This is a genomic window from Microbacterium ureisolvens (assembly GCF_019511645.1).
GTDB lineage: Bacteria > Actinomycetota > Actinomycetes > Actinomycetales > Microbacteriaceae > Microbacterium > Microbacterium ureisolvens_A.
This window is the reverse complement of the sequence record NZ_JAEUAX010000003.1, coordinates 336,893-355,929: the sequence shown is the minus strand read 5'-3', so window position 1 is coordinate 355,929 and position 19,037 is coordinate 336,893. Positions and strand designations below refer to the sequence as shown.

20 protein-coding genes are annotated in these 19,037 nt (G+C 70.1%); 8 read left to right on the top strand and 12 right to left on the bottom strand.

All coding sequences use genetic code 11. From position 1 onward, the window contains the following. The first annotated feature begins 47 nt into the window (after positions 1 to 47). Positions 48 to 1,199, top strand: coding sequence for a hypothetical protein (locus JNB61_RS08215; RefSeq protein WP_220339297.1), 1,152 nt, complete (start codon positions 48 to 50; stop codon positions 1,197 to 1,199). Positions 1,200 to 1,311: 112 nt separating this feature from the next. Here the strand turns inward: JNB61_RS08215 and JNB61_RS08210 are convergent, their stop codons facing one another. After that, complete coding sequence (locus tag JNB61_RS08210; protein ID WP_220339135.1) at positions 1,312 to 2,388, bottom strand: ABC transporter substrate-binding protein; 1,077 nt, start codon at positions 2,386 to 2,388, stop codon at positions 1,312 to 1,314. 377 nt (positions 2,389 to 2,765) lie between these two features. On the opposite strand from JNB61_RS08210, the gene JNB61_RS08205 reads away from it, so the two are divergent. Both JNB61_RS08205 and JNB61_RS08200 read left to right on the top strand, forming a co-directional pair. Further along, positions 2,766 to 3,173, top strand: coding sequence for a YciI family protein (locus JNB61_RS08205; RefSeq protein WP_220289063.1), 408 nt, complete (start codon positions 2,766 to 2,768; stop codon positions 3,171 to 3,173). Beyond that, on the top strand, positions 3,170 to 4,318 hold the full coding sequence (locus tag JNB61_RS08200; protein ID WP_220339296.1) for an RNA polymerase sigma factor: 1,149 nt from the start codon (positions 3,170 to 3,172) through the stop codon (positions 4,316 to 4,318). The genes JNB61_RS08205 and JNB61_RS08200 overlap by 4 nt, the downstream gene beginning before the upstream one ends. Here JNB61_RS08200 and JNB61_RS08195 read toward each other — a convergent pair. Beyond that, positions 4,303 to 5,334 (bottom strand): fatty acid desaturase family protein, encoded by a 1,032-nt coding sequence (locus JNB61_RS08195; protein ID WP_222855232.1) that lies wholly within the window; start codon positions 5,332 to 5,334, stop codon positions 4,303 to 4,305. The two genes, JNB61_RS08200 and JNB61_RS08195, sit on opposite strands and share 16 nt — an antisense overlap. Positions 5,335 to 5,597: 263 nt before the next feature. Further along, positions 5,598 to 5,801: a cold-shock protein gene (locus tag JNB61_RS08190; RefSeq protein ID WP_159849084.1), complete on the bottom strand. Its 204-nt coding sequence runs from the start codon at positions 5,799 to 5,801 to the stop codon at positions 5,598 to 5,600. 619 nt (positions 5,802 to 6,420) lie between these two features. On the opposite strand from JNB61_RS08190, the gene JNB61_RS08185 reads away from it, so the two are divergent. Then, entirely contained in the window at positions 6,421 to 7,635 is a 1,215-nt protein-coding gene (locus tag JNB61_RS08185) for an MFS transporter (RefSeq protein ID WP_220289061.1), read from the top strand. 68 nt (positions 7,636 to 7,703) lie between these two features. Here the strand turns inward: JNB61_RS08185 and JNB61_RS08180 are convergent, their stop codons facing one another. The 4 genes from JNB61_RS08180 to JNB61_RS08165 all read right to left on the bottom strand — a co-directional run bounded on the left by JNB61_RS08180 (position 7,704) and on the right by JNB61_RS08165 (position 12,314). Beyond that, a complete protein-coding gene (locus JNB61_RS08180) occupies positions 7,704 to 8,198 on the bottom strand; it encodes a hypothetical protein (RefSeq protein ID WP_220339295.1) in 495 nt (164 codons plus the stop codon). A 52-nt stretch (positions 8,199 to 8,250) separates the two neighbouring features. Further along, positions 8,251 to 10,344 (bottom strand): iron ABC transporter permease, encoded by a 2,094-nt coding sequence (locus JNB61_RS08175; RefSeq protein WP_220339294.1) that lies wholly within the window; start codon positions 10,342 to 10,344, stop codon positions 8,251 to 8,253. 11 nt (positions 10,345 to 10,355) lie between these two features. Further along, complete coding sequence (locus JNB61_RS08170; RefSeq protein WP_201448841.1) at positions 10,356 to 11,390, bottom strand: ABC transporter substrate-binding protein; 1,035 nt, start codon at positions 11,388 to 11,390, stop codon at positions 10,356 to 10,358. Between the two features lie 66 nt (positions 11,391 to 11,456). Continuing rightward, positions 11,457 to 12,314 carry an ABC transporter ATP-binding protein gene (locus tag JNB61_RS08165; protein WP_308291228.1) on the bottom strand — a complete coding sequence of 286 codons (858 nt, stop codon included), beginning with the start codon at positions 12,312 to 12,314 and terminating at the stop codon, positions 11,457 to 11,459. Between the two features lie 127 nt (positions 12,315 to 12,441). Here JNB61_RS08165 and JNB61_RS08160 point away from each other — a divergent pair, with 127 nt between their 5' ends. After that, complete coding sequence (locus tag JNB61_RS08160) at positions 12,442 to 14,160, top strand: SulP family inorganic anion transporter (RefSeq protein ID WP_220339293.1); 1,719 nt, start codon at positions 12,442 to 12,444, stop codon at positions 14,158 to 14,160. A gap of 28 nt (positions 14,161 to 14,188) precedes the next feature. On the opposite strand, the gene JNB61_RS08155 is transcribed toward JNB61_RS08160, so the two are convergent. Then, on the bottom strand, positions 14,189 to 14,674 hold the full coding sequence (locus JNB61_RS08155; protein WP_220289056.1) for a GNAT family N-acetyltransferase: 486 nt from the start codon (positions 14,672 to 14,674) through the stop codon (positions 14,189 to 14,191). 183 nt (positions 14,675 to 14,857) lie between these two features. On the opposite strand from JNB61_RS08155, the gene JNB61_RS08150 reads away from it, so the two are divergent. Next, the gene (locus tag JNB61_RS08150; RefSeq protein WP_220289055.1) at positions 14,858 to 15,286 is read left to right on the top strand and encodes a hypothetical protein; all 429 of its coding nucleotides are present in this window, start codon (positions 14,858 to 14,860) and stop codon (positions 15,284 to 15,286) included. Positions 15,287 to 15,334: 48 nt separating this feature from the next. On the opposite strand, the gene JNB61_RS08145 is transcribed toward JNB61_RS08150, so the two are convergent. Next, positions 15,335 to 16,045 carry a lysophospholipid acyltransferase family protein gene (locus JNB61_RS08145; protein WP_308289157.1) on the bottom strand — a complete coding sequence of 237 codons (711 nt, stop codon included), beginning with the start codon at positions 16,043 to 16,045 and terminating at the stop codon, positions 15,335 to 15,337. Between the two features lie 40 nt (positions 16,046 to 16,085). Between JNB61_RS08145 and JNB61_RS08140 the strand changes: the two genes are divergently transcribed. Then, a complete protein-coding gene (locus tag JNB61_RS08140; RefSeq protein ID WP_220339292.1) occupies positions 16,086 to 16,766 on the top strand; it encodes a DUF2461 domain-containing protein in 681 nt (226 codons plus the stop codon). A 174-nt stretch (positions 16,767 to 16,940) separates the two neighbouring features. Here JNB61_RS08140 and JNB61_RS08135 read toward each other — a convergent pair whose 3' ends face one another. Then, complete coding sequence (locus tag JNB61_RS08135) at positions 16,941 to 17,414, bottom strand: DNA alkylation repair protein (protein WP_308291227.1); 474 nt, start codon at positions 17,412 to 17,414, stop codon at positions 16,941 to 16,943. 134 nt (positions 17,415 to 17,548) lie between these two features. Beyond that, a complete protein-coding gene (locus tag JNB61_RS08130; protein WP_220289053.1) occupies positions 17,549 to 18,223 on the bottom strand; it encodes a phosphatase PAP2 family protein in 675 nt (224 codons plus the stop codon). 76 nt (positions 18,224 to 18,299) lie between these two features. Between JNB61_RS08130 and JNB61_RS20245 the strand changes: the two genes are divergently transcribed. Beyond that, complete coding sequence (locus JNB61_RS20245) at positions 18,300 to 18,425, top strand: hypothetical protein (protein WP_262927502.1); 126 nt, start codon at positions 18,300 to 18,302, stop codon at positions 18,423 to 18,425. Between the two features lie 6 nt (positions 18,426 to 18,431). On the opposite strand, the gene JNB61_RS08125 is transcribed toward JNB61_RS20245, so the two are convergent. Further along, positions 18,432 to 18,971, bottom strand: coding sequence for a hypothetical protein (locus tag JNB61_RS08125; RefSeq protein ID WP_220289052.1), 540 nt, complete (start codon positions 18,969 to 18,971; stop codon positions 18,432 to 18,434). Positions 18,972 to 19,037: the final 66 nt, after the last annotated feature.

Genomic DNA, 19,037 nt, shown 5'->3' with positions numbered 1-19,037 from the left:
CCCTCAAAGTACGCCCAGAAGGGACGCAACGGGTGGACAATCAAGCCATGGCACGCGGTGCGTGGTCGCAGGGAGCACGCCTCGAGGCTGCCGCGGTGCGGGTCGAGAGACAGCTGCACCGTGACGGGGTGATCGAAGCGCGTCGGTTCGCCGTGCGCACCGAAGCACGGGCGATCGTCGTCGCCGCCCTCGCGTTCGCCATCGGTCTGGCCGGCGGAGCGTTAGGGTTCTGGGGCCGCGCGGCACCCGTGTGGGAAGGGGCATCGGTCGGTGCGGCCGGCATCGTCGTCGCCGCATCCGTAACCCTCACCTCGGCGTCGGTGAGCTACCGGCTCGCCGCCCGCGATCCTCGGCAGGCTTGGCTGAAGGGCGTCACGCACTCGCGGCGCCGGTGGATGACCGCAGCCCTGGCAGTCTCGCTCGCGGCCGTGTTCGCACTGGTGCAGTGGATGCTGTTCCACGCCGCCTCGCTGATCTGGCCGGGCGCCGCGGTCGACACGATGACGGCGAGCATGATCGTCGCTCTGGTGGCCGGCGGCTGCGGCTACACCGCTTTCACGCTCGCCGCACATGTCACCGCGACCCGGCTCGTGCTGCTGCTGTTCGCCGTCGTGGCCACCGGGTTCACGGTGAGCGTCGCCACGACACAGGACGACGAGTGGTACCGCCTCAACTTCAGCGAGCTCGGCGGGCGCGGCGGTGTGACGTCTGCGGTCTTCAACGCGACGCTGATCCTCGCGGGCGGGGTGACGGCACTGCTCGCGATGTATCTGCTGAAGAGTCTGGAGGCATGGGCGCGCACCGAATCCCGCGTCACCCGAACGAGGGCGCTCATCGTGTACGTCGTGTTCCTCGTACTCGCGGCGTGCTTCATCGGCGCTGCCCTGGTGCCTGTCTCGTTCAGCCAGGTGGGCCACAACATCTTCGCCATCGGCATGGCCATCGTCTTCGGAGGCTTCCTCCTCGGCCTTCGCTGGGTGCTGCCGTGTCTGCACTGGCCGATCATCGCGCTCGCCTTCGCGGTCGCGGCGGGCATCTTCTTCTCGGCGAGCCTGTTCTGGATCGGGTACTACACCCTCGCCACCCACGAGATGGTCTGCGCCGGACTCGTGGTCGGCTGGCTGCTGCTGTTCACGCGCACGCTCGCTGCGGCCGAACGAGCCGACTCGGCGGCGGCGGAGACGGATGCTGCCGCCTGACGCCGGCGGACACCTGCCGAACGAGCGGTTCGGCCGGTCGGTACCGGAGCCCGACCCGCAGGAGCGAGAGGGCGGCTGGTGCCGTCCCTCTCGCTTCTGCTCGTCCGGGCGTTCAGTCCTTGCCGAGTCCGGCGGCGGAGACGGGTTCTTCTCCGGCGGCTTCGAGCTGCTCGTTGAGCAGGGTCAGGTCGAACAGGCCGTCGATGGAGCCGTCTTTCTGGGTGCCGGCCTGGATGCCGTTCTCGACGAGGGTCTGGAAGGTGTCGGCGTGCGGGTCGACGGAGAACGACACGTGCTGCAGCGCCCGGGTGATGACCTCGTCGGCCAGCGGCTTGCCGGTCTCCTTCTCGATCGCCCCGTTGATCACCGCCGGCGCCTGGTCGGGGTTGTCCGCGATCCACTGCACGGCGGCCTCGTGGCCGGTGAGCAGGTCGGCGACCACGTCGGGGTGCTCGTCGAGGAACTCGGTGCGCACCAGCAGCACGGTGGTGGGGAACTGGCCGTCCTCCCACAGCTCGGCCTCGTCCTGCAGCACGTGCGCGCCGGCGTCGACGATCAGCCGGGACACCCACGGTTCGGGCAGCCAGGCGCCGTCGAGCTGCCCGTCCTGGAACAGCGTCAGCGTCTGCGCGTTCTCGGTCGGGGTGATCTGCACGTCCCCGCCGCCGGAGGTGTCGGTCTCGAACCCCTGGTCGGCCAGCCACACCCGGGCGGCGACGTCCTGCGTGTTGCCCAGCTGCGGCGTCGCGATCGTGGTGCCCTCCAGGTCGGCCGGGTCGTCGATGCCGTCGCGGACCACCAGCGCCGCCCCACCGGTCGCGGCCCCCGCGATGATCCGGGCGGACTCGCCACCGGACTGGATGAACGTGTTGATCGACGGGTTCGGGCCGATATAGGTCGCATCGATCGCGCCCGCCGAGAGCGCCTCGATCGCCGCCGGGCCGGCGTTGAACACCTGGGTGGTCACCTCGACATCGCCCAGCGCGTCGGCGAACAGCCCCTCCTCCAACCCGACCAGCGCGGGTGCGTGGGTCACGTTCGCGAAATACCCCAACCGCAGCTCATCCACCGACGGGCCACCATCACCCGCGGTCTCGCCCGGCTCCGCTGCGGCGGAGGCGCAGCCGGCCATCATCGCGGCCACGAGTCCCAGGGTTGTGAGTGCTGTCGCGGTGCGGATCTTGTTCACGGTGTCGCCTCCTTAGTCGGGTCCTGCTCAGGGTGAAGGGTGCGCGCGGGACCACCGTCCCGCACGATCCCGGCGACGCTGAAGGCGCCGGGCGAGGACCCTATCTGGGCCCATCCGCGAGCGTAGAAGCGCCGAGGCCCCGCGCCTATCCGGTCGTCAAACCGAGTCACCCAGCGTCATCGTTGGTCACCTGAGTTGCGTTCGGATGACCGATCGCCACGCAAGCGCCAACGGGCAGACCAGCCGAAGTGGCGCCCATTCGGCGACCCGGCTCGGATATATCCGCAGAAATTCCATCGGCCGATGTAGAGATCGCCGGGTCGGTTCCGTCTCCTCTGTGAAGCGGCAGAATGGGCCGCACCGAACGGGAGGCTCTCATGGCCAAGTACCTGATGCTCAAGCACTACCGGGGCGGTCGTCCCTCGGTGAACTCGGTCCCGATGGACCAGCTCACGGCGGACGAGTGGGCCGCGCACGTGCAGTACATGCAGGACATGGAGCGGCGACTCATCGACTCGGGCGAGCTGGTCTCGTCCGAGGGTCTCGCGATGGGCGGCGCCTGGGTGCGCTTCGACGGCGAGGGGCGCCCGCCTGTCGTCGACGGGCCGTTCGCCGAGACGAAGGACCTGATCGCGGGTTGGATGATGATCGACGTCGACTCGTACGATCGCGCCGTGGAGCTCGCCTCCGAGCTGTCGGCGGCGCCGTGGGCCGGCGGTGAGCCGCTCGGCGAGTGGCTCGAACTGCGTGAGGTCATGTTCACGACGCCCATCGACGCCGGATGACGCAGACGGATGCCGCGGCACTTCGCCGCGCGATCCCCGAGGTCGTCGGCATCCTCGTCCGGCGCGGCGCGGACTTCGCGTCGGCCGAGGATGCCGTTCAGACCGCGCTGCTGCGCGCACTCGAGCGACCGGTGCGGGAAGGAGTCCGCGACATCCGTGCGTGGCTCGTCACCGTCTCGTGGCGCGCGTTCCTCGATCAGCTGCGCAGCGACAACGCACGGGCCGCCCGTGAGGAGCGGCTCGCGCAAGAGCCCGAGCCCGGTGCGGTGCCGCAGCACGACGACACGCTCGGGCTCTACTTCCTGTGCACCCATCCCGCGCTCACCGCGACATCGGCGATCGCCCTCACGCTGCGGGCGGTCGCGGGCCTTACGACGCGACAGATCGCGGACGCCTTCCTCGTGCCCGAGGCGACGATGGCGCAGCGCATCAGTCGCGCCAAGCAGCGGCTCACCGGGATCCCGCTCGATCAGCCGGGCGATCTGTCTCGGGTGATGCGCGTGCTCTATCTCGTGTTCAACGAGGGCTACTCAGGCGAGATCGACATCTCCGCCGAGGCGATCCGCGTGACACGGCAGCTCGCCGCGCTCACCCGTGAGCCCGAAGTCGACGGGCTTCTCGCCCTCATGCTGCTGCACCACGCCCGGCAGCCGGCCCGGGTGATCGGGGGACGCCTCGTCCCGCTCGCCGATCAGGATCGCACCCGGTGGAACGTGGACGCGATCACGGAGGGAGTCGCCGTCCTGCAGTCGGCGCTCGCACGCGACCGACTGGGGCAGTACCAGGCGCAGGCCGCGATCGCAGCGCTGCACGCGGATGCGCCGACCGCGGCCGATACCGACTGGGTGCAGATCGTGGAGTGGTACGACGAGCTGCTCGCCTTCGGGGATTCGCCCGTCATCCGGCTGAACCGCGCGGTCGCGGTCGGAGAGGCGGACGGGCCGCTCGCGGGTCTCGCCGCCCTCGATCAGGTCGGCGAGGATGTGCCGAGGTACCACGCCGCTCTGGCGTACCTCCATGAACGGGCCGGAGACACGGATGCCGCCGCCGCCGAGTACGGGGAGGCCGCACGCCGCGCGACCAGCGCCCTCGAGCAGCAGCACCTGCTGCGCCAGGCCGAACGTCTCCGTCAGCTCCGGCGGTAGGCTCCGACGACAGGGCAGTCGAAGGGGTCGCGCGCGGCGAGGCCGACGCGGTTGAGGTAGGCGATGACGATGCCGTACGAGCGCCACAGGGTCGTCTCGGTGTAGGGCACGTCAAGGGCTCGGCACTGGTCGATCACGATATCGCGTGCGCGCGCCAGGTGCGGGCGGGGCATGTTCGGGAAGAGGTGATGCTCGATCTGATAGTTGAGCCCGCCCATCAGCCACGTCGCCCACCAGCCGCCCCTGATGTTGCGGGAGGTGCGCACCTGCTTGCTGAAGAAGTCGAGCTTCGCGTCCTTTGCGATGATCGGCATGCCCTTGTGGTTCGGTGCGAACGATGCGCCCATGTACACGCCGAAGACCGCGAGCTGCACGCCGACGAACGCGAACGCCATTCCCAGCGGCAGGAACAGGAAGATCGGCGTGAGGAGAAGAGCGAAGCGCGCCGCGATGAGCGCGAGCTCGATCCAGCGGTCCTTGACGCCCTCGCGCGAGGAGAGGTGCCGGAACGCGTGCGCGTGCAGGTTCAGACCCTCGAGCGTGAGCAGCGGGAAGAACAGCCACCCCTGCTTGCGCGTCACCAGAGCACGCCAGCGACCCGCGGACGCGGCATCCGTCTCGAGAAATGAGATGGTGTCGATCTCGATGTCGGGATCCTTGCCCACCCGGTTGGGGTTCGCATGGTGGCGGTTGTGCTTGTTGTTCCACCACGAGAGGCTGATGCCCACGATGCCGGCGGCGAGGAAACGGGCGAGCCGGTCGTTCGCGGGGCCCGAGGCGAGGATCTGCTTGTGCGCCGCCTCGTGCGCGAGGAACGCGACCTGCGTGAAGAGGATTCCGAGGGCGCCGGCCATCAGCAGCTGGTACCAGGTCTGCCCGAGCAGGACGAAGCCTGTCACCACACCCCCGAAGCCCAGAAGAAGGGCGGCCCCGACGAGGGCGTAGAACCACTCGGCGCGGCGGAGGAGACCGGTCTCGCGGACGACCTGCGACACCTCGGTGTAGGCCCGGGTCATCTGCGGGAACTCGGCGGTGCCGGCGTACGTCTGACGGATGGGGCCGAGTCGGGACTCGATGGCGGTGGAAGAGATGATGCACCAGTTCCGATGGGGACCTATTGGCCGTTGAAAGCCAGAGGCGGTTGCCCATCGCTGCCCTCAGGCTACGTGTGCCCGCATGAGCCGCGGGGAATACTTCCGGGGTTCCTGGGTGATGCCCAGGTGAACAGCAGCGCCCGCCCAGGCCGAAGCCTGGACGGGCGCCTGTGAACGCGGGAGCGTCAGAGCGGGCGGATGTTCGCCGCCTGCATGCCCTTGGGGCCCTGCTCGGCGTCGAACTCCACCTTCTGGTCTTCGCGGAGCTCCTTGAAACCGCTGCCTGCGATCGCGCTGAAGTGTGCGAAGAGATCGGCCGAGCCGTCATCGGGTGCGATGAAGCCGTAGCCCTTCTCGGAGTTGAACCATTTCACGGTGCCAGTGGCCATCGTGTCTTTCCTATTCTTCGGGCCGCCGGAGCGACCGGGGGTGCCGCGCCGGCGAATGCGGCGCGGACGGACAGGGACCGGTGCCGGTGTCGACAACGGTGAGATGACGGATGCTGCGACCGCCGCGCGTGCGAAATCCGGCGTCGCGTGGAGCCCGAGGTCTTCACCGCGGGGTCCTTGCGCGCGGAAGCCGCGCGGCGTCGTGTCGATGAAGCCGGCGTACTCGTCGGCGCGGGTCGCGACATGGACGTCGTCGTCGGCCTGTCGCCAGGCGAGCGCCGGTGGGGCGGAGTGCATGATCGTGTGTTTCGTTCGTCAGGCGCGAAGCGATGAAGCTTCACGGGAGGCGGCGTGGAGAAGCCGCGGAAAGGATGGGGCGTTCAGATCTGCGTCTCCACGATGAGGCAGAGAGGTGAGCGCACGATTCCCGTAAGGAACTCACAACAGTAGCACGCGCACCGGCCGGCACCCAAAGCGGGGTAGCCGACGGGGCGCGTGAGGGATACGTTCGCGGTGTCGTCCGGTTCCCGTGGAAAGAGGCGGTGTCGCCATCTCTCAGACGAATATCGCGCAGTCCCTGCCCACTCCGCGCAGGGTTCAGGGCACGTATTACACGCTGATGCTCGGCAACACACTCGCCGCATCGCTCATCTGGGGCGTCAACACGCTGTTCCTGCTCGACGCCGGGCTCTCGAACCTCGAGGCCTTCGCGGCGAACGCCTTCTTCAGCGTCGGGATGCTGATCTTCGAGATCCCGACCGGTGTCGTGGCCGACACGGTGGGACGTCGCGCGTCGTACCTGCTCGGCACCGTCACGTTGGCGGTGACGACGATCCTGTACTGGTTGCTGTGGGTCTGGCGATCGCCGTTCTGGGCATGGGCGGTCGTCTCGGTGCTGCTCGGTCTCGGCTTCACGTTCTTCTCCGGGGCGGTCGATGCGTGGCTCGTCGATGCGCTGAAGGCCACCTCCTACCAAGGCAGCCTCGAGACGGTCTTCGGCCGAGCGCAGATCGTCGGCGGGGTCGCGATGCTGTCGGGATCGGTGCTCGGCGGCGTCATCGCGCAGGTGACGAACCTCGGCGTTCCTTTCCTCATGCGGGGCGCGATCCTGCTGCTGATGTTCGTCGTCGCCGCGCTGCTGATGCGCGACCTGGGCTTCACCCCCGACCGGAGCGAGAGGCCGCTGCGTGCGACCCGCACCGTGCTGCGGGCCTCGATCCGCTACGGCCTGGGCGATCCGCCCGTGCGCTGGCTGATGCTCGCGAGCCCGTTCACCGCGGGCGTCGGAATCTACGTGTTCTATGCGCTGCAGCCGTACCTGCTGGAGCTCTGGGGCGACGAGGAGGCGTACACCGTCGCCGGCCTTGCGGCCGCGCTGGTGTCGGGCACCGCGATCCTCGGCGGCGCGCTCGCCCCGTGGGTGCGGAGGCTCTTCCACCGGCGCACGTCATCCATCCTTCTCGCGACGGTCACCAGTGCGCTCGTGTTGGTCGGGGTCGGACTGGTGCGCAACTTCTGGGTCGCCGTGGTGCTCGTCGCGCTCTGGGGCATCGCATCGGCGATCGACGACCCCGTCCATCGGGCCTACCTCAACGACATGATCCCGTCGAAGCAGCGAGCGACGGTGCTCTCCTTCGATTCGCTCATGGGTTCGAGCGGCGGTGTCGTCATCCAACCCGTGCTGGGCCGAGTGGCGGATGTCGGCGGCTACGGTGCTTCGCTGGTGTGCAGCGGCGTGATCACCGCGATCGCCGTTCCCTTCGTGCTGTTGAGCAGGGCACAGAATCCGCCGGCCGACACCGCCCGGGAAGTCTCCTCTCCGAAGCCACAGTGATGCGGGGATGGCGTCCGCCCCTGGTCACGCCTCACGCCCTACCCGGCCTGGGCCAGAGCGGTGCGCCTTCACCAGTCGCGCGAGTCGCCCGAATTCTCGTGGTCGCGGCTCAGGATTCCGGGCACACCGTGGCGGTGATGCGTCCGTCCTCCGTCGACGGGCGCCGTCTCGTGCCCGGCCAGCTGGTGGATCCACGGCGGCTGGTGGTCCATCGTCACCGACCCCGCGCCCGTCGTGAAGTACGCGACGACCGCGGGGCTCCCCACGAACGCGGCGGCCACGACGACGCCATCGCGGATGCGCACCAGCGCATCGCGCGCCAGCAGATCGCGCATGAGCTGCGCGAACGCGTCGGGATCGACGGATGCTGCCTCGTCGGGCGCGTCCGGCAGTTCGGCGCTCAGCTGGCCGACGACGTCCTCGCGCTGCGCCTGCGAGAGCCGCGCGAAGGCGGCGGCGTACGCCTTGTCGGCCACGCTCGCCGGCACGGTTCCGAGGACGTACGCGTACCGCGCGATCTGCTCGTCCGGCGTGATGGCCTGCTGGGTGCGCCGCCTCTTCACGATCACTCTCCTCTGATGACGTCAGAGTACGCTCACGGCGCGGCGCCGTCGATCAGGCGTCGCGCGAGCGCCACAGCAGCCACACGAAGTAGGGAGCGCCGATCAGCGCGACGACGAGTCCCGCAGGAAGCTGGGCCGGCGCGATGACCGTCCGCCCGAGAGTGTCGGCCGCTCCCACGAGCACCGCGCCGAGCAGCACCGAGACCGGAATCACCCGGCTGTGCCGCGCCCCCACGAGGGCGCGGGCGGCATGCGGTGCGACGAGCCCGACGAAGCCGATGACCCCCACCGCGACGACGCTCAAGCCCGCGAGCACGGCCGCCGCGATGAGCAGGAGCAGGCGGGTGCGCTCGAGGCGGATGCCGACGAGGCGCGGAGTGTCCTCGTCCATCGCGAGGATGTCGAGGTCGCGCCGGTGCGCGAACACGAAGGGCAGCGCGACGGCGAGGACGATCGCGAGCGGAATCACCTGCTCCCAGATGCGGCCGTAGGTGGTCCCCGACAGCCACGTGTAGATCTTGGGCGTGTCCCAGGGGTTCGCACGAAGCAGCACGAAGGTCGTCAGGGCGACGGCGCCGTAGGAGACCCCGATGCCGATGAGGATGAACCGGTCGGCGCTCAGGCCCCCGCGCCAGGCCAGCCCGTACACGAGCGCGAACGCGAGCAGCCCTCCGATGACCGCGGCGACCAGCATGCCGAACGTCGTCGCGGTGGCGCTCGTCACCACGAGCACCGCACCCAGACCCGCGCCACCGGTGATGCCGAGAAGGCTGGGATCGGCCAGCGGGTTGCGGCTCACCGCCTGCGTGACGCTGCCCGCAAGCCCCAGCGCGGCGCCCGCGACGACGGCGGCGATGACACGCGGGGCGCGCTCGTCGAGGGCGAAGGCGATGCGCGGGGGCGCGGCATCCTGCAGCCACAGCACGATGTCTCCGGTCAACAGCCGCGTGCTCCCCAGGAGCATTCCGGCGAGCACGACGGCGCCGACGGCCAGCGCCGCGACGACGACGACGATCACGAAGCGGCGGCCGCTGCGCACGCCGATGCGGATCGTGGGCGGTCGTCGCGTCGGCCCGGAGTCGCGCAGTCGCCGTGCCATCACGACCAGCACGATCGCGCCGAACACCGTCGTCGCCACACCCGTCGGCACGGCGATGGCGCCTTCGGCACCGATGAGGGCGCGCAGCAGCGCGTCGGCGAGGATCACGACGATCGCGCCGACCAGTCCCGAGAGGGGGATCAGGAGCAGGTGCCGGCCGAGCGCCGGAACGACGCGCGCGAGCAGCCGGGCGAGCACCGGCGCGCACAGGCCGACGAACCCGATGGGGCCGGCCAGGGTCACCGCTGTCGCGGTGAGGAGAACGGAGAGAAGGATGCCGCAGATGCGCGTGGAGCGGATCGGCACACCGAGCGACGACGCGGTGTCGTCGCCGAGGGCGAGCACGTCCAGTCGGCGGGACATGACGAGGGCGAGCACGACCCCGACGACCACCACGGGCGCCGCGCGCAGGAAGCTCTCGAGTCCGAGCTGAGACAGGCCGCCGCTCCCCCACGCGAGCAGGCCCTTCGTCTGCTCCGAGAACAGCACGAGCAGCGCCGAGGTGCCGGCCTGCAACGCGAGCGCGAGGGCGGAGCCCGCGAGGACCAGACGGGTGGTGGACGTGCCGGCACCCCCGGCGAGGCCGAGCACGAGAGCGGCGGCGGCGAGCCCGCCGGCGAAGGCGACGAAGCCGGAGGCCCAGATCGGCACCGCGATGCCGAAGGCTGCCACCGCGGTGACCGCCAGGTACGAGCCTGCAGTGACGCCCAGCGTGTCCGGCGAGGCGAGCGCGTTGCGCGAGAGGGACTGCATCAGCAGGCCCGCCACGCCCAGCGCGATCCCCACGGCGACGCCGGCCGCGAGACGCGGGACGCGGGAGCCCCACACGATGTCGGGGTCGGCGAAGACCGCGCCGCTCGTCCCCTGTGTCAGGTGCCAGCCGGCGGCGAGCGCCAGCACCACAAGCAGGGCGACGAGCACACCGACGGCTGCACCGGTCGTTGAGCGAGCGAGGCGAGCCGGCGCAGCACCCTGCACGGGCGCCGAGTGCGCAGCATCCGTGCCGTCAACGGCTTCGCTCGGCGAGGGAGTGGGTCGCTCGCTCAACGACCGACCGCTCACTGGGTGATCGCGGCGACGTAGGCGTCGATCAGCTGCTCGGCCGAGCGGGGGCCGCCGAAGGTCCAGATTCCGCCGGGGAACGGGGCGATGCGGTCCTCCGCGACGGCCGGGATCGAGGCCCATGCCGGGTTCTCGGCCGCGGCGTCGACGAAGCTCTCGGAGTCGGGATCGACGGTGCCGGTGTAGAAGAGGCTGGCGTCGCCGATCGTCGTCATGCCCTCGATGTCGGTCTGTCCGAGGCCGTAGGCCGGGTCGACCTCGCCGGTCCACGCGTTCGTGAGACCGAGCTCTTCCCCGATCTCACCGACGAGCGAACCCTGACCGAACGGACGCAGCGACACATTGCCGCCGTCGACCCAGCCGTCGAAGTAGACGAAGTCGGTGACGGCCGGTTCCGAGCCCGCGATCTCGGCCTTCGCGTCGGCGAGGTGCTGCGCGAACTCGTCCTTCACGACGTCTGCGCGCTCGGTGCGCCCGGTCGCCTCGGCGATCAGGTCGAAGGTGTCGAGCATCTGGCCGATCGGGTCCTCCGCGTTCGCACCCAGCGTCGCGAGCACCGGCACCCCGTACTCCTCGAGCTGCGAGATGATCGCGTCGTCGCGCGTATACGCCTCGACGATGACGAGGTCGGGCTCGGCCGCGAACAGCGCATCGAGGTTCGGCTCCTGGCGCGTGCCGACGCTCTCGACGCTCGCCGGCAGCTCCTCGGCGGTGTCCCAGGTGCGGTAGCCGTCCGCATCAGCGACCGCCACGGGCGTGAGGCACAGCGAGAGCACGTCCTCGATCTGCTGCCACTCGAGCACCGCCACCTTCGCGGCCGGTTCGTCGAGGGTGACCGTCCGGCCGAATGCGTCGGTGAGTTCGACCGGGTCGGTCGACGTCGTGGTGGTGTCCTCGGCGCAGCCTGCACTGGTCGAGACAGCGGTGTCGGTGTCGGCGTCGGCACTATCGGCGACCTGGGTGGTGCCGCACGCGGTGAGGGCGAGGGCGACGGCGCCGAGGACGGCGAGGGCGGCGATGGGCTTGGGCATCGGGCAGGCTCCAGAACTGTCGGATGGGAGGGGGGTAGGGAGGTAGTCGAGGGGGCGGCGTCGGCGTCAGGCGGGGAGAGCTGCGCTGCGGCGGACGCGTTCGTGATGACGCCCGCGCGGGATCACACGCACACGGCCGGTCGCGTCATCCACGGCGGTGTCGATGCGGAAGCCGTACACCGCGCTGAGGTTCTCGCCGGTGAGCACGTCGCGGGGCGCGCCGGCCGCGTGGACACGGCCGCGGCACATGAGCACGACATCGTCGGCGACGGATGCCGCGTGGTCGAGGTCGTGCAGCACGACACCGACCGCGGTGCCCTGGTCGGCGAGATCGCACACGAGGTCGAGGGTCTCGATCTGGTAGCGCAGGTCGAGGTGGTTCGTGGGCTCGTCGAGCAGCAGGATGCCGGTGCTCTGCGCCAGCGCGGTCGCCAGCCACACGCGCTGCAGCTCGCCGCCCGACAGCTGGTCGACCGGGCGGTGCCCCATCTCGGCGAGACCCGTCAGGCCGAGAGCGCGGTCGATGGCCTCGCGATCGGCGTCGGTGACTCCGGAGAAGCGGCCGCGGTGAGGGTGCCGACCGTACGCGACGACATCACGCACCTCGAGGCCCGACGGGTGCGGACGCGACTGCGAGAGCATCGCGACCGTGCGCGCGAAGGCCTTGGCAGAGAGGGATGCCGCATCCCGCCGTCCGTCGGCGCCATCGATGTGCACGGAGCCGGCGTCGATCCGGTGCAGGCGCGCGAGGGCTCGCAGGGCGGTCGACTTGCCGCTGCCGTTCGGACCGACCAGAGCGGTCACCGTCCCCGGACGCAGGTGGAGCGAGACCTCGTGCACCACCCGGGTGCGACCGTAGCTGAGCGCCAGCGCGTCGCCGTGCAGCTCGTCGGCCGTTCGCGTGGCGTCGCCATCCGTGATCACGTTAGGTGAGCCTAAGCTATGTAAAGGGGCGCCTTCAACCTCGTGACGTCACGCGGGCCGCGGGAGGTGGGCTCTCCCCTATCCCGCTGACTTGTTCAACCATCGGGCGTTGCGGTAAGACATGCCCATGGCGAGGACCCGTGCTGCACGTCCGACCTGGGTTCCGATCGTCGGCCAACTCCGGTCCTACAGGCGCGACTGGCTGCGCGCCGACGTGATCGCCGGGGTCACCGTCGCCGCCCTGATCGTCCCGAAGAACCTGGGTTACGCCGGTATCGCCGGTGTGCCGTTGCAGAACGGTCTCTACGCGGCCGCCGCCGGCGCGATCCTCTATGCGATCTTCGGAACGAGTCGACAGATCTCGATGGGTCCCAGTTCAGGGCTCGCGGCGGTCGCGGCCAGCGCCGTGCTCGCCGCGGGCATCACCGGCGAGCAGGACGTCGCCTCGTTCGTCGCCGGCATCACGCTCGGCTCGGGCATCCTGTTCCTCCTGCTCGCCGTCTTCAGGATGGGCTGGATCTCCCAGTTCCTCTCCCGAGCCGTGGTCACCGGCTTTCTCTTCGGCGCGGCGATCGATGTCGTGATCGGCGAACTGCCCAAGCTCACCGGTACCGAGACCACGGGCGCGAACCCGATCCAGGAACTGTGGTCGTGGTTCGGGACGCTGCGCGACGTGCACGGGACCACGGTGCTCGTGGGGGTCATCTCACTCGTCGTCGTGTTCGGACTCCGGGTGATCGCCCCGCGAGTGCCCGGCGCCCTGGTGCTCGTCGTCGGCGGACTGCTGGCATCCGCGCTTCTCGACCTCGGTGCCAAGGGGGTGGCTGTGGTCGGGGATGTGCCCCGAGGTCTGCCCGCGCTGGAGGTTCCGGACCTTCAGCAGCTGTGGGATCACGCAGGCACCGTCGCCCTGGCCGCTGTGGCCCTGGTCATGATCGGCTTCTCCCAGACCGCGGGCGACGCGCGCACCTTCGCGGCGAAGCATCGCTATCAGATCGACATCAACCAGGAATCGGTCGCCCAGTCCATGGCCAACATCGGCTCCGGACTGTTCCAGGGGATGCCGGTCTCCACCAGCCTGTCGGCCAGTTCACTCAACGACCGCTCGGGCGCCAAGACCGGCGTGGCGTCGCTGACCTCGGGCGTCACCGTTCTGCTGACACTGCTCGTTCTCGCGCCGCTCTTCTCGGACTTGCCCAAGGCGGTCCTCGCCGCGCTGATCATCGAAGCCGTCGTCAGCGGCATGATGGACGTCCCGGAGATGCGACGGCTGTTCCGGGTGAAGAAGGCCGACTTCTGGATCGCGATCACAGCCCTCCTCGGAACCGTGGTCTTCGGGGTGCTCGCCGGCGTGATCATCGGGATCGCACTCTCGCTGATCTGGCTCGTCGCAGTGGCCACGCACCCGGAGATGCCGACCCTCGGTCGCGAACGTGGCACACAGGTCTTCCGCGAGGTCGACGCGCACCCGGGCGACGAGGTCCTGCCCGACGTGGCCGTGGTGCGGTTCGACGCGGGCCTGTTCTTCGCCACCGCGGACGCTCTGCAGGACCGCGTGCGCGAGGTGATCCAGGCGAATCCGCAACTGGCCGGGATCGTCCTCGACTGCGGTGGCATCAACTTCGTCGACTCGCAGGGCGCGGCCGGCATGGCGGACGTCGTGAGCCTTGCCCGCGACGCCGGCGTCCAGCTCCGCCTGACCCGGCTGAAGCCCGGCCCGCGGGCCGTCCTGGAGCGCGAGGGAGTGATCCAACTCATCGGCGCGGATCACATCCACGGCAACATCCACCGAGCAGTCGCAGCCGAGCGGAACGAGGCCGGAAGGGGGCGCGACGGCAGCAGGTAGCGCGCGGCCGCCCGCCCCGGGCCTGCGTTCAGAGCAGCGGCTTGCGCAGGAAGACCTGCTGGATGCCGTCGTCGCCGTCGACGCGCTGCGTCTCCTCGTACCCGAGACGAAGGTACAGTCTCAGGTTCGCCTCGCTCAGCGAACCCGTGAACAGCTCGGCTTCGGTGCACCCCGCGCCCCGGCCGCGATCCTCGACGGCGGAGAGCAGCCGAGAGCCGATGCCGAGACCCTGCTGATCCGGTGCGATCGCGAGCCGGCCGATGAGCAGCAGCTCGGACTCCCGCCGGGCGCGGACGGCGCCGACCAGTCTCGAGCCCATCAGCGCGACCTGGCCCAGATTCTCGGCGAGTTCCGCCCGCAGCTCTTCGAGGCTCTGCGTGAGAGGCGGCATGCGGACCGTGTCGTAGATGAGCGCCTCCTGCACGAACGCGGCGCGCTGAAGCGTGAGCACCTCCCCGGCATCCTCTTGACGGATGTCGCGGATGGTGAGGTCGTGCGGATCACGGCTGTTCATCGAGACCAGTGAACAGCGCCGGGGGCGGCGGCGCCAGCACGCCGGGCGCGTCACGAGCGCGCGGTGCCGCTTCGATGCGCGCGGTCGGCTGTCGTATCCCGATGACAGAATCGGTGCTCGAGCCGAGCCACGACGCGGGAAGGCTCGCTCCGTCGGTCGAGGAACGAAGGCAAGGTCCGCTGCATGATGAAGTTTCCGGTGATCACCGCGAGATCGTGGGTTGCCCCCGAGTATTTCCACGCGCGCTGGTGCGACGTGACCACGCACCCCGAGTGGGCGCCGGGCATGGAGTACATCCGCCTCGACGGACCCCTGCGACCCGGCGTGCACGGTGTGATGAAGACGCGTGAGGGGGAGGAGACCCCGATGATGGTCAGCGACATCGTCCCCGGGCTCGCCTTCCAGGACACCGTCTTCCTCGACGGAGGAACGTTGACGGTCCGCCATGAGTCGCACGGTGAGAACGCGGGGAGTCGGCTCGAACTGCATGCGGAGATCGACGGACCACGAGCGGAGGAACTCGCCGCTGACCTGGCCGGATTGGATGAGGTGCTTGCGGCCGACCTGGCCGGCCTGATCGCGCTGGTGGAAAGCGAACACGCACCGCGCTAGCCGGCTCCGGGCTTCACGACTGAACGCCGTGCGCGTCGGGCGGGTGCGTCAGTCACGCGAACTGGCGTTCACACTCCCCGACCGTTGCTGGCCGCTCAGGCGCGCGATGGCGGCCATCATGCGCTCCGTGATCTCGCGACGGGCCTTGCCGTCGGGCACGCCGTCCAGGTCTGCGAGGTCGAGCGGCTTGCCGAAGTGCACCTCGAGGCGTGACCTCCCCGGCAGCAGGTGGCCCAGCGGCTTGGCGGTGCCGGTGCCGATCAAACCCACGGGCACGACCGCGGCGCCCGTGTCGCGCGCCATCCACGCCGCGCCACCGTGGCCCTCGTGCAGTTTCCCGTCGCGGGAGCGGGTTCCCTCGGGGAACACCGCGAACACGCTCCCGGCCCGCAGGATGCTGCTGCCCGCGTCGAGCGCGGCGCGTGCATCGCGACCGGTGGCACGGTACACGGGCACACCGCCGATCGATGTGAAGAACCAGCGCTTGATGCGGCCGAACATCCCTGAGCCGGTGAAGTACGAAGACTTGATGAGGAACTGCACGGGGCGGGCCGCGGACGTCGGGATGATGACCGTGTCGAGCGATGCAAGGTGGTTGCTCGCCAGCAGCACCGGCCCTCGCTCAGGCACGTTCTCTCGGCCGACGATGCGAGGGCGGTACATCAGCCAGAACAATGGCCGCAGGACCACCCGCCCGAGGAAGTAGATGGCGCCCGGCTGCGGCACAGGCGGAAGGCTCGGCGAGGCAGGCGCTGTCACCCCGCCACCCTATCCGGCGCCCGCTCGCTACGATCGGCGGGTGGGATTCGAAGGGCTCGATCGCGACGCCGTCTCCTTCTACGCCGAGCTTCGCGCCGACAACACGAAGACATGGTGGACGGCCAACAAGGCTCGCTACGACGCGGTCGTTCGCGGGCCCTTCGAGGCGCTCGGTGCCGAGCTCGAGCCCGAGTTCGGTGCGGTCAAGATCTTCCGCCCGTATCGCGACGTCCGCTTCAGCGCCGACAAGACGCCGTACAAGCTCCACATCGGCATGGTCTCGCAGGCGCGGGTGGCGCACTATCTGCAGCTGAGCGAGGACGGTCTGATGGTGGGCGGCGGCCTGTATGACGTGCCGCCCGCGGCGCTGGCGCGCTTCCGTGATGCTGTCGATGACGCGCGCACTGCCGAAGATCTCGACGCGCTGCTCGCGGAGCTGCGCACCGCAGGCTTCGAGCTCCTGCGCACCGATGCCCTGAAGACCGCGCCTCGCGGCTACCGCACCGACCACCCGCGACTGCAGCTTCTACAGCTCAAACGACTCGCGGTCGGCAGGCGAGAGCCTCCCGCCGAGTGGATGTGGACGCCCGATGCGTACGACATCATCGCCGACGAGTGGCGCACCGTCTCGACGTGGTGCGCCTGGCTGACCGACACGCTCGGCGCAGAGCTGATGGAGGCCGCACAGTCGTCGAGGCGGGGCGGCAGCGACCGGGCGTGACGACGGGCTTCTGCTGACGCTCTCGCGAGTCTCAAGTGCCGGTCGTGGAGATCAGCACACCGCCCGCGGTCAGGAGCGCGAAAAGCGGGGCATCCGCGCCCGCGCCGGTCGTGTCAACGCTCATCCGAGGAGCCCAGGCGGTCGTGCTCGCCGTGGTCGCGGGTGCCCGGGCCCTCAGAGGAGGGCAGCAGCAGCACTGAGGCCTTCAGCATCGGCCGAGGCCCAGCGGGTCACGATGCGCCGGGCGCGTTCTGCCTCCGTGCCCGTGAGGCGGGCGAGCAGCGGTCGCACCACGTCCAGGGCCAGCGGCTCGATGAGAGCGGGGATGCGGCCGTCACGGAGGAACCCCTCGATGCGGGTGAGGTCGCTGGCGCTGAGCGTGTCGACCTGCCCCTGCAGCAGCACGATCGCTGCGAAGCGACGCTCGAAGACAGGCGCCGCCCACAGCTCCGATGCGAGTGCCGTGATCTCGTCGTGCTGGAGTCCGCGATGTCGCCGGAGCGCGTCACGGACGGTGCCGCGGATCGCGCCGACCGACGCCCCGTAGACCCGCAGCCCGCCGACCGACGCATCGCCGTCCGCCCAGGTGCGCCACTCCGACGCCTCGGCCCGCAGAGTGCGGTCGATGAAGGCGGCGGGTGATTCCACATCACCATCCTCGCCCCATGAGGCCGACGGTGACCCCTGTCGCGCGCTCCGCAGACGGGCTGCACTGGGGCGCATCACCCGGAACGGATTGGTATCGGGCGACTGCACGACCCGCGCGGCGGCGTCCCGCCCGCCTACGACGAGATCAGTTCTCGCCGCACCACCGCGGCGCTCCACCGTCCCAGCATGGCGCCCGCGACGGTGTCCGAGATGTGGTGCTGGCCGCGGTAGACCCGCGAGAACGCGATCGCTCCGGGAATGCCGTATCGCAGGAGCGGGCCGAGGAGCCGGGCGCCGCGGGTGCCGCGGCTGTCGAGCAGATCGGCGAGAGTGCCGTGGAGCGCGAAAGCTGCAGCCGTGTGCCCGGAGGGGAACGACGATGTCGCGTGCGGCTGCTCCGGGCGCCACACCCCTTCGGGTCGTGTCCGTCCGACGAGCCCCGCGGATGCGACGAAGCACGCGGTCTCCAGGGCGAGCACCACCGCAGGGGCGACCGCTGCGCGCCGGTCGCGCGTCAGCAACCAGGTGATACCGCACCAGATCGCCCCGTTCGCGATGGTCTGCGGCACGCCGGAGTACCACGAGAGCGGCTCGGTCACTCGGTCGATCCGCTCGCGAGGGTCGGCCGGGTCAGCCGGGACGGCGGCCTCGCCCTCCCCCGGCCGGTGGCCGAATGCGTCCTGCAGCGCACGCACAGCCTGATCCTCGCGTGGGTCGTGGCCGCCGAGGTGCCGGATCGCCCGCCCAGCCGTGGCCAGCACGGCGATCGCTCCGAGCCCCGGCAGAACCACGGCTCGGAGCAACGGCATGCCCGCATCGTAGTGCCTCTGCGCGGACGCGAGTGGCTCGCCGCGGTGCCACTGCCGACTGGGTTACGCTGGAAGTGTGCCCAAGCCCGACGACCGTCCCCGCGTGTCGGCCACGCGCATCGGCATCTGGGTGATCGCCGGAGTCATCGGTCTCTACATGGTCGTCACCGGCGTGGCGGGCGCGCTCACTTCCGGCGGCTGACGGGAATCATCGCGCCGGCGGACGCGGTGGGACGTCGCTCAGCCCGGTGAGGAAGCGGACGATCCCTTCCGCGGTCCCGTGAAGCTCTGGGCCTTGTCCGAGCCGCCAGTCTCCGTCGACAGCCACGACGCTGTGCCCGGAGATCGCGGCGCGCCGGTCGAACGGGGCGGTGGTGGACGCATACATGGCGACCGCGCCGTAGGTGAGTGGCGCGATTTCGGCATTCAGGCCCAGGGCGTCGCTGAGACGCAGCGCCGCCTCGACCACTCGTTCGAGCTCGGCGATCTTGCGACGATCGCCCGACTCGATCGCGTCGGCCGACGCCGGAAGGGCGTCGGCGGAGTCGGCGGGCGGCGCAGGCATGGCCAGCCCCGCGTTCGCCGCGAACGTCCGCGCGCGGGCATCGCGCTCACCTTCCGGCGCAGACAGGATCAGACGGTGCGCTTCGCGCACCACGGCGGCGATCTCCGCCCGACGGTCACCGGTGACGTTGACCTCGTCCGCCGGCCGGCGCTGGCTGAGCGGGAGATACTTCGCGAAATCCATCGATGCCCTCCTTGGCATGTGACGATGTGACGCTCACGTCGCCGAACGAGCGGCTCATGTGACTGT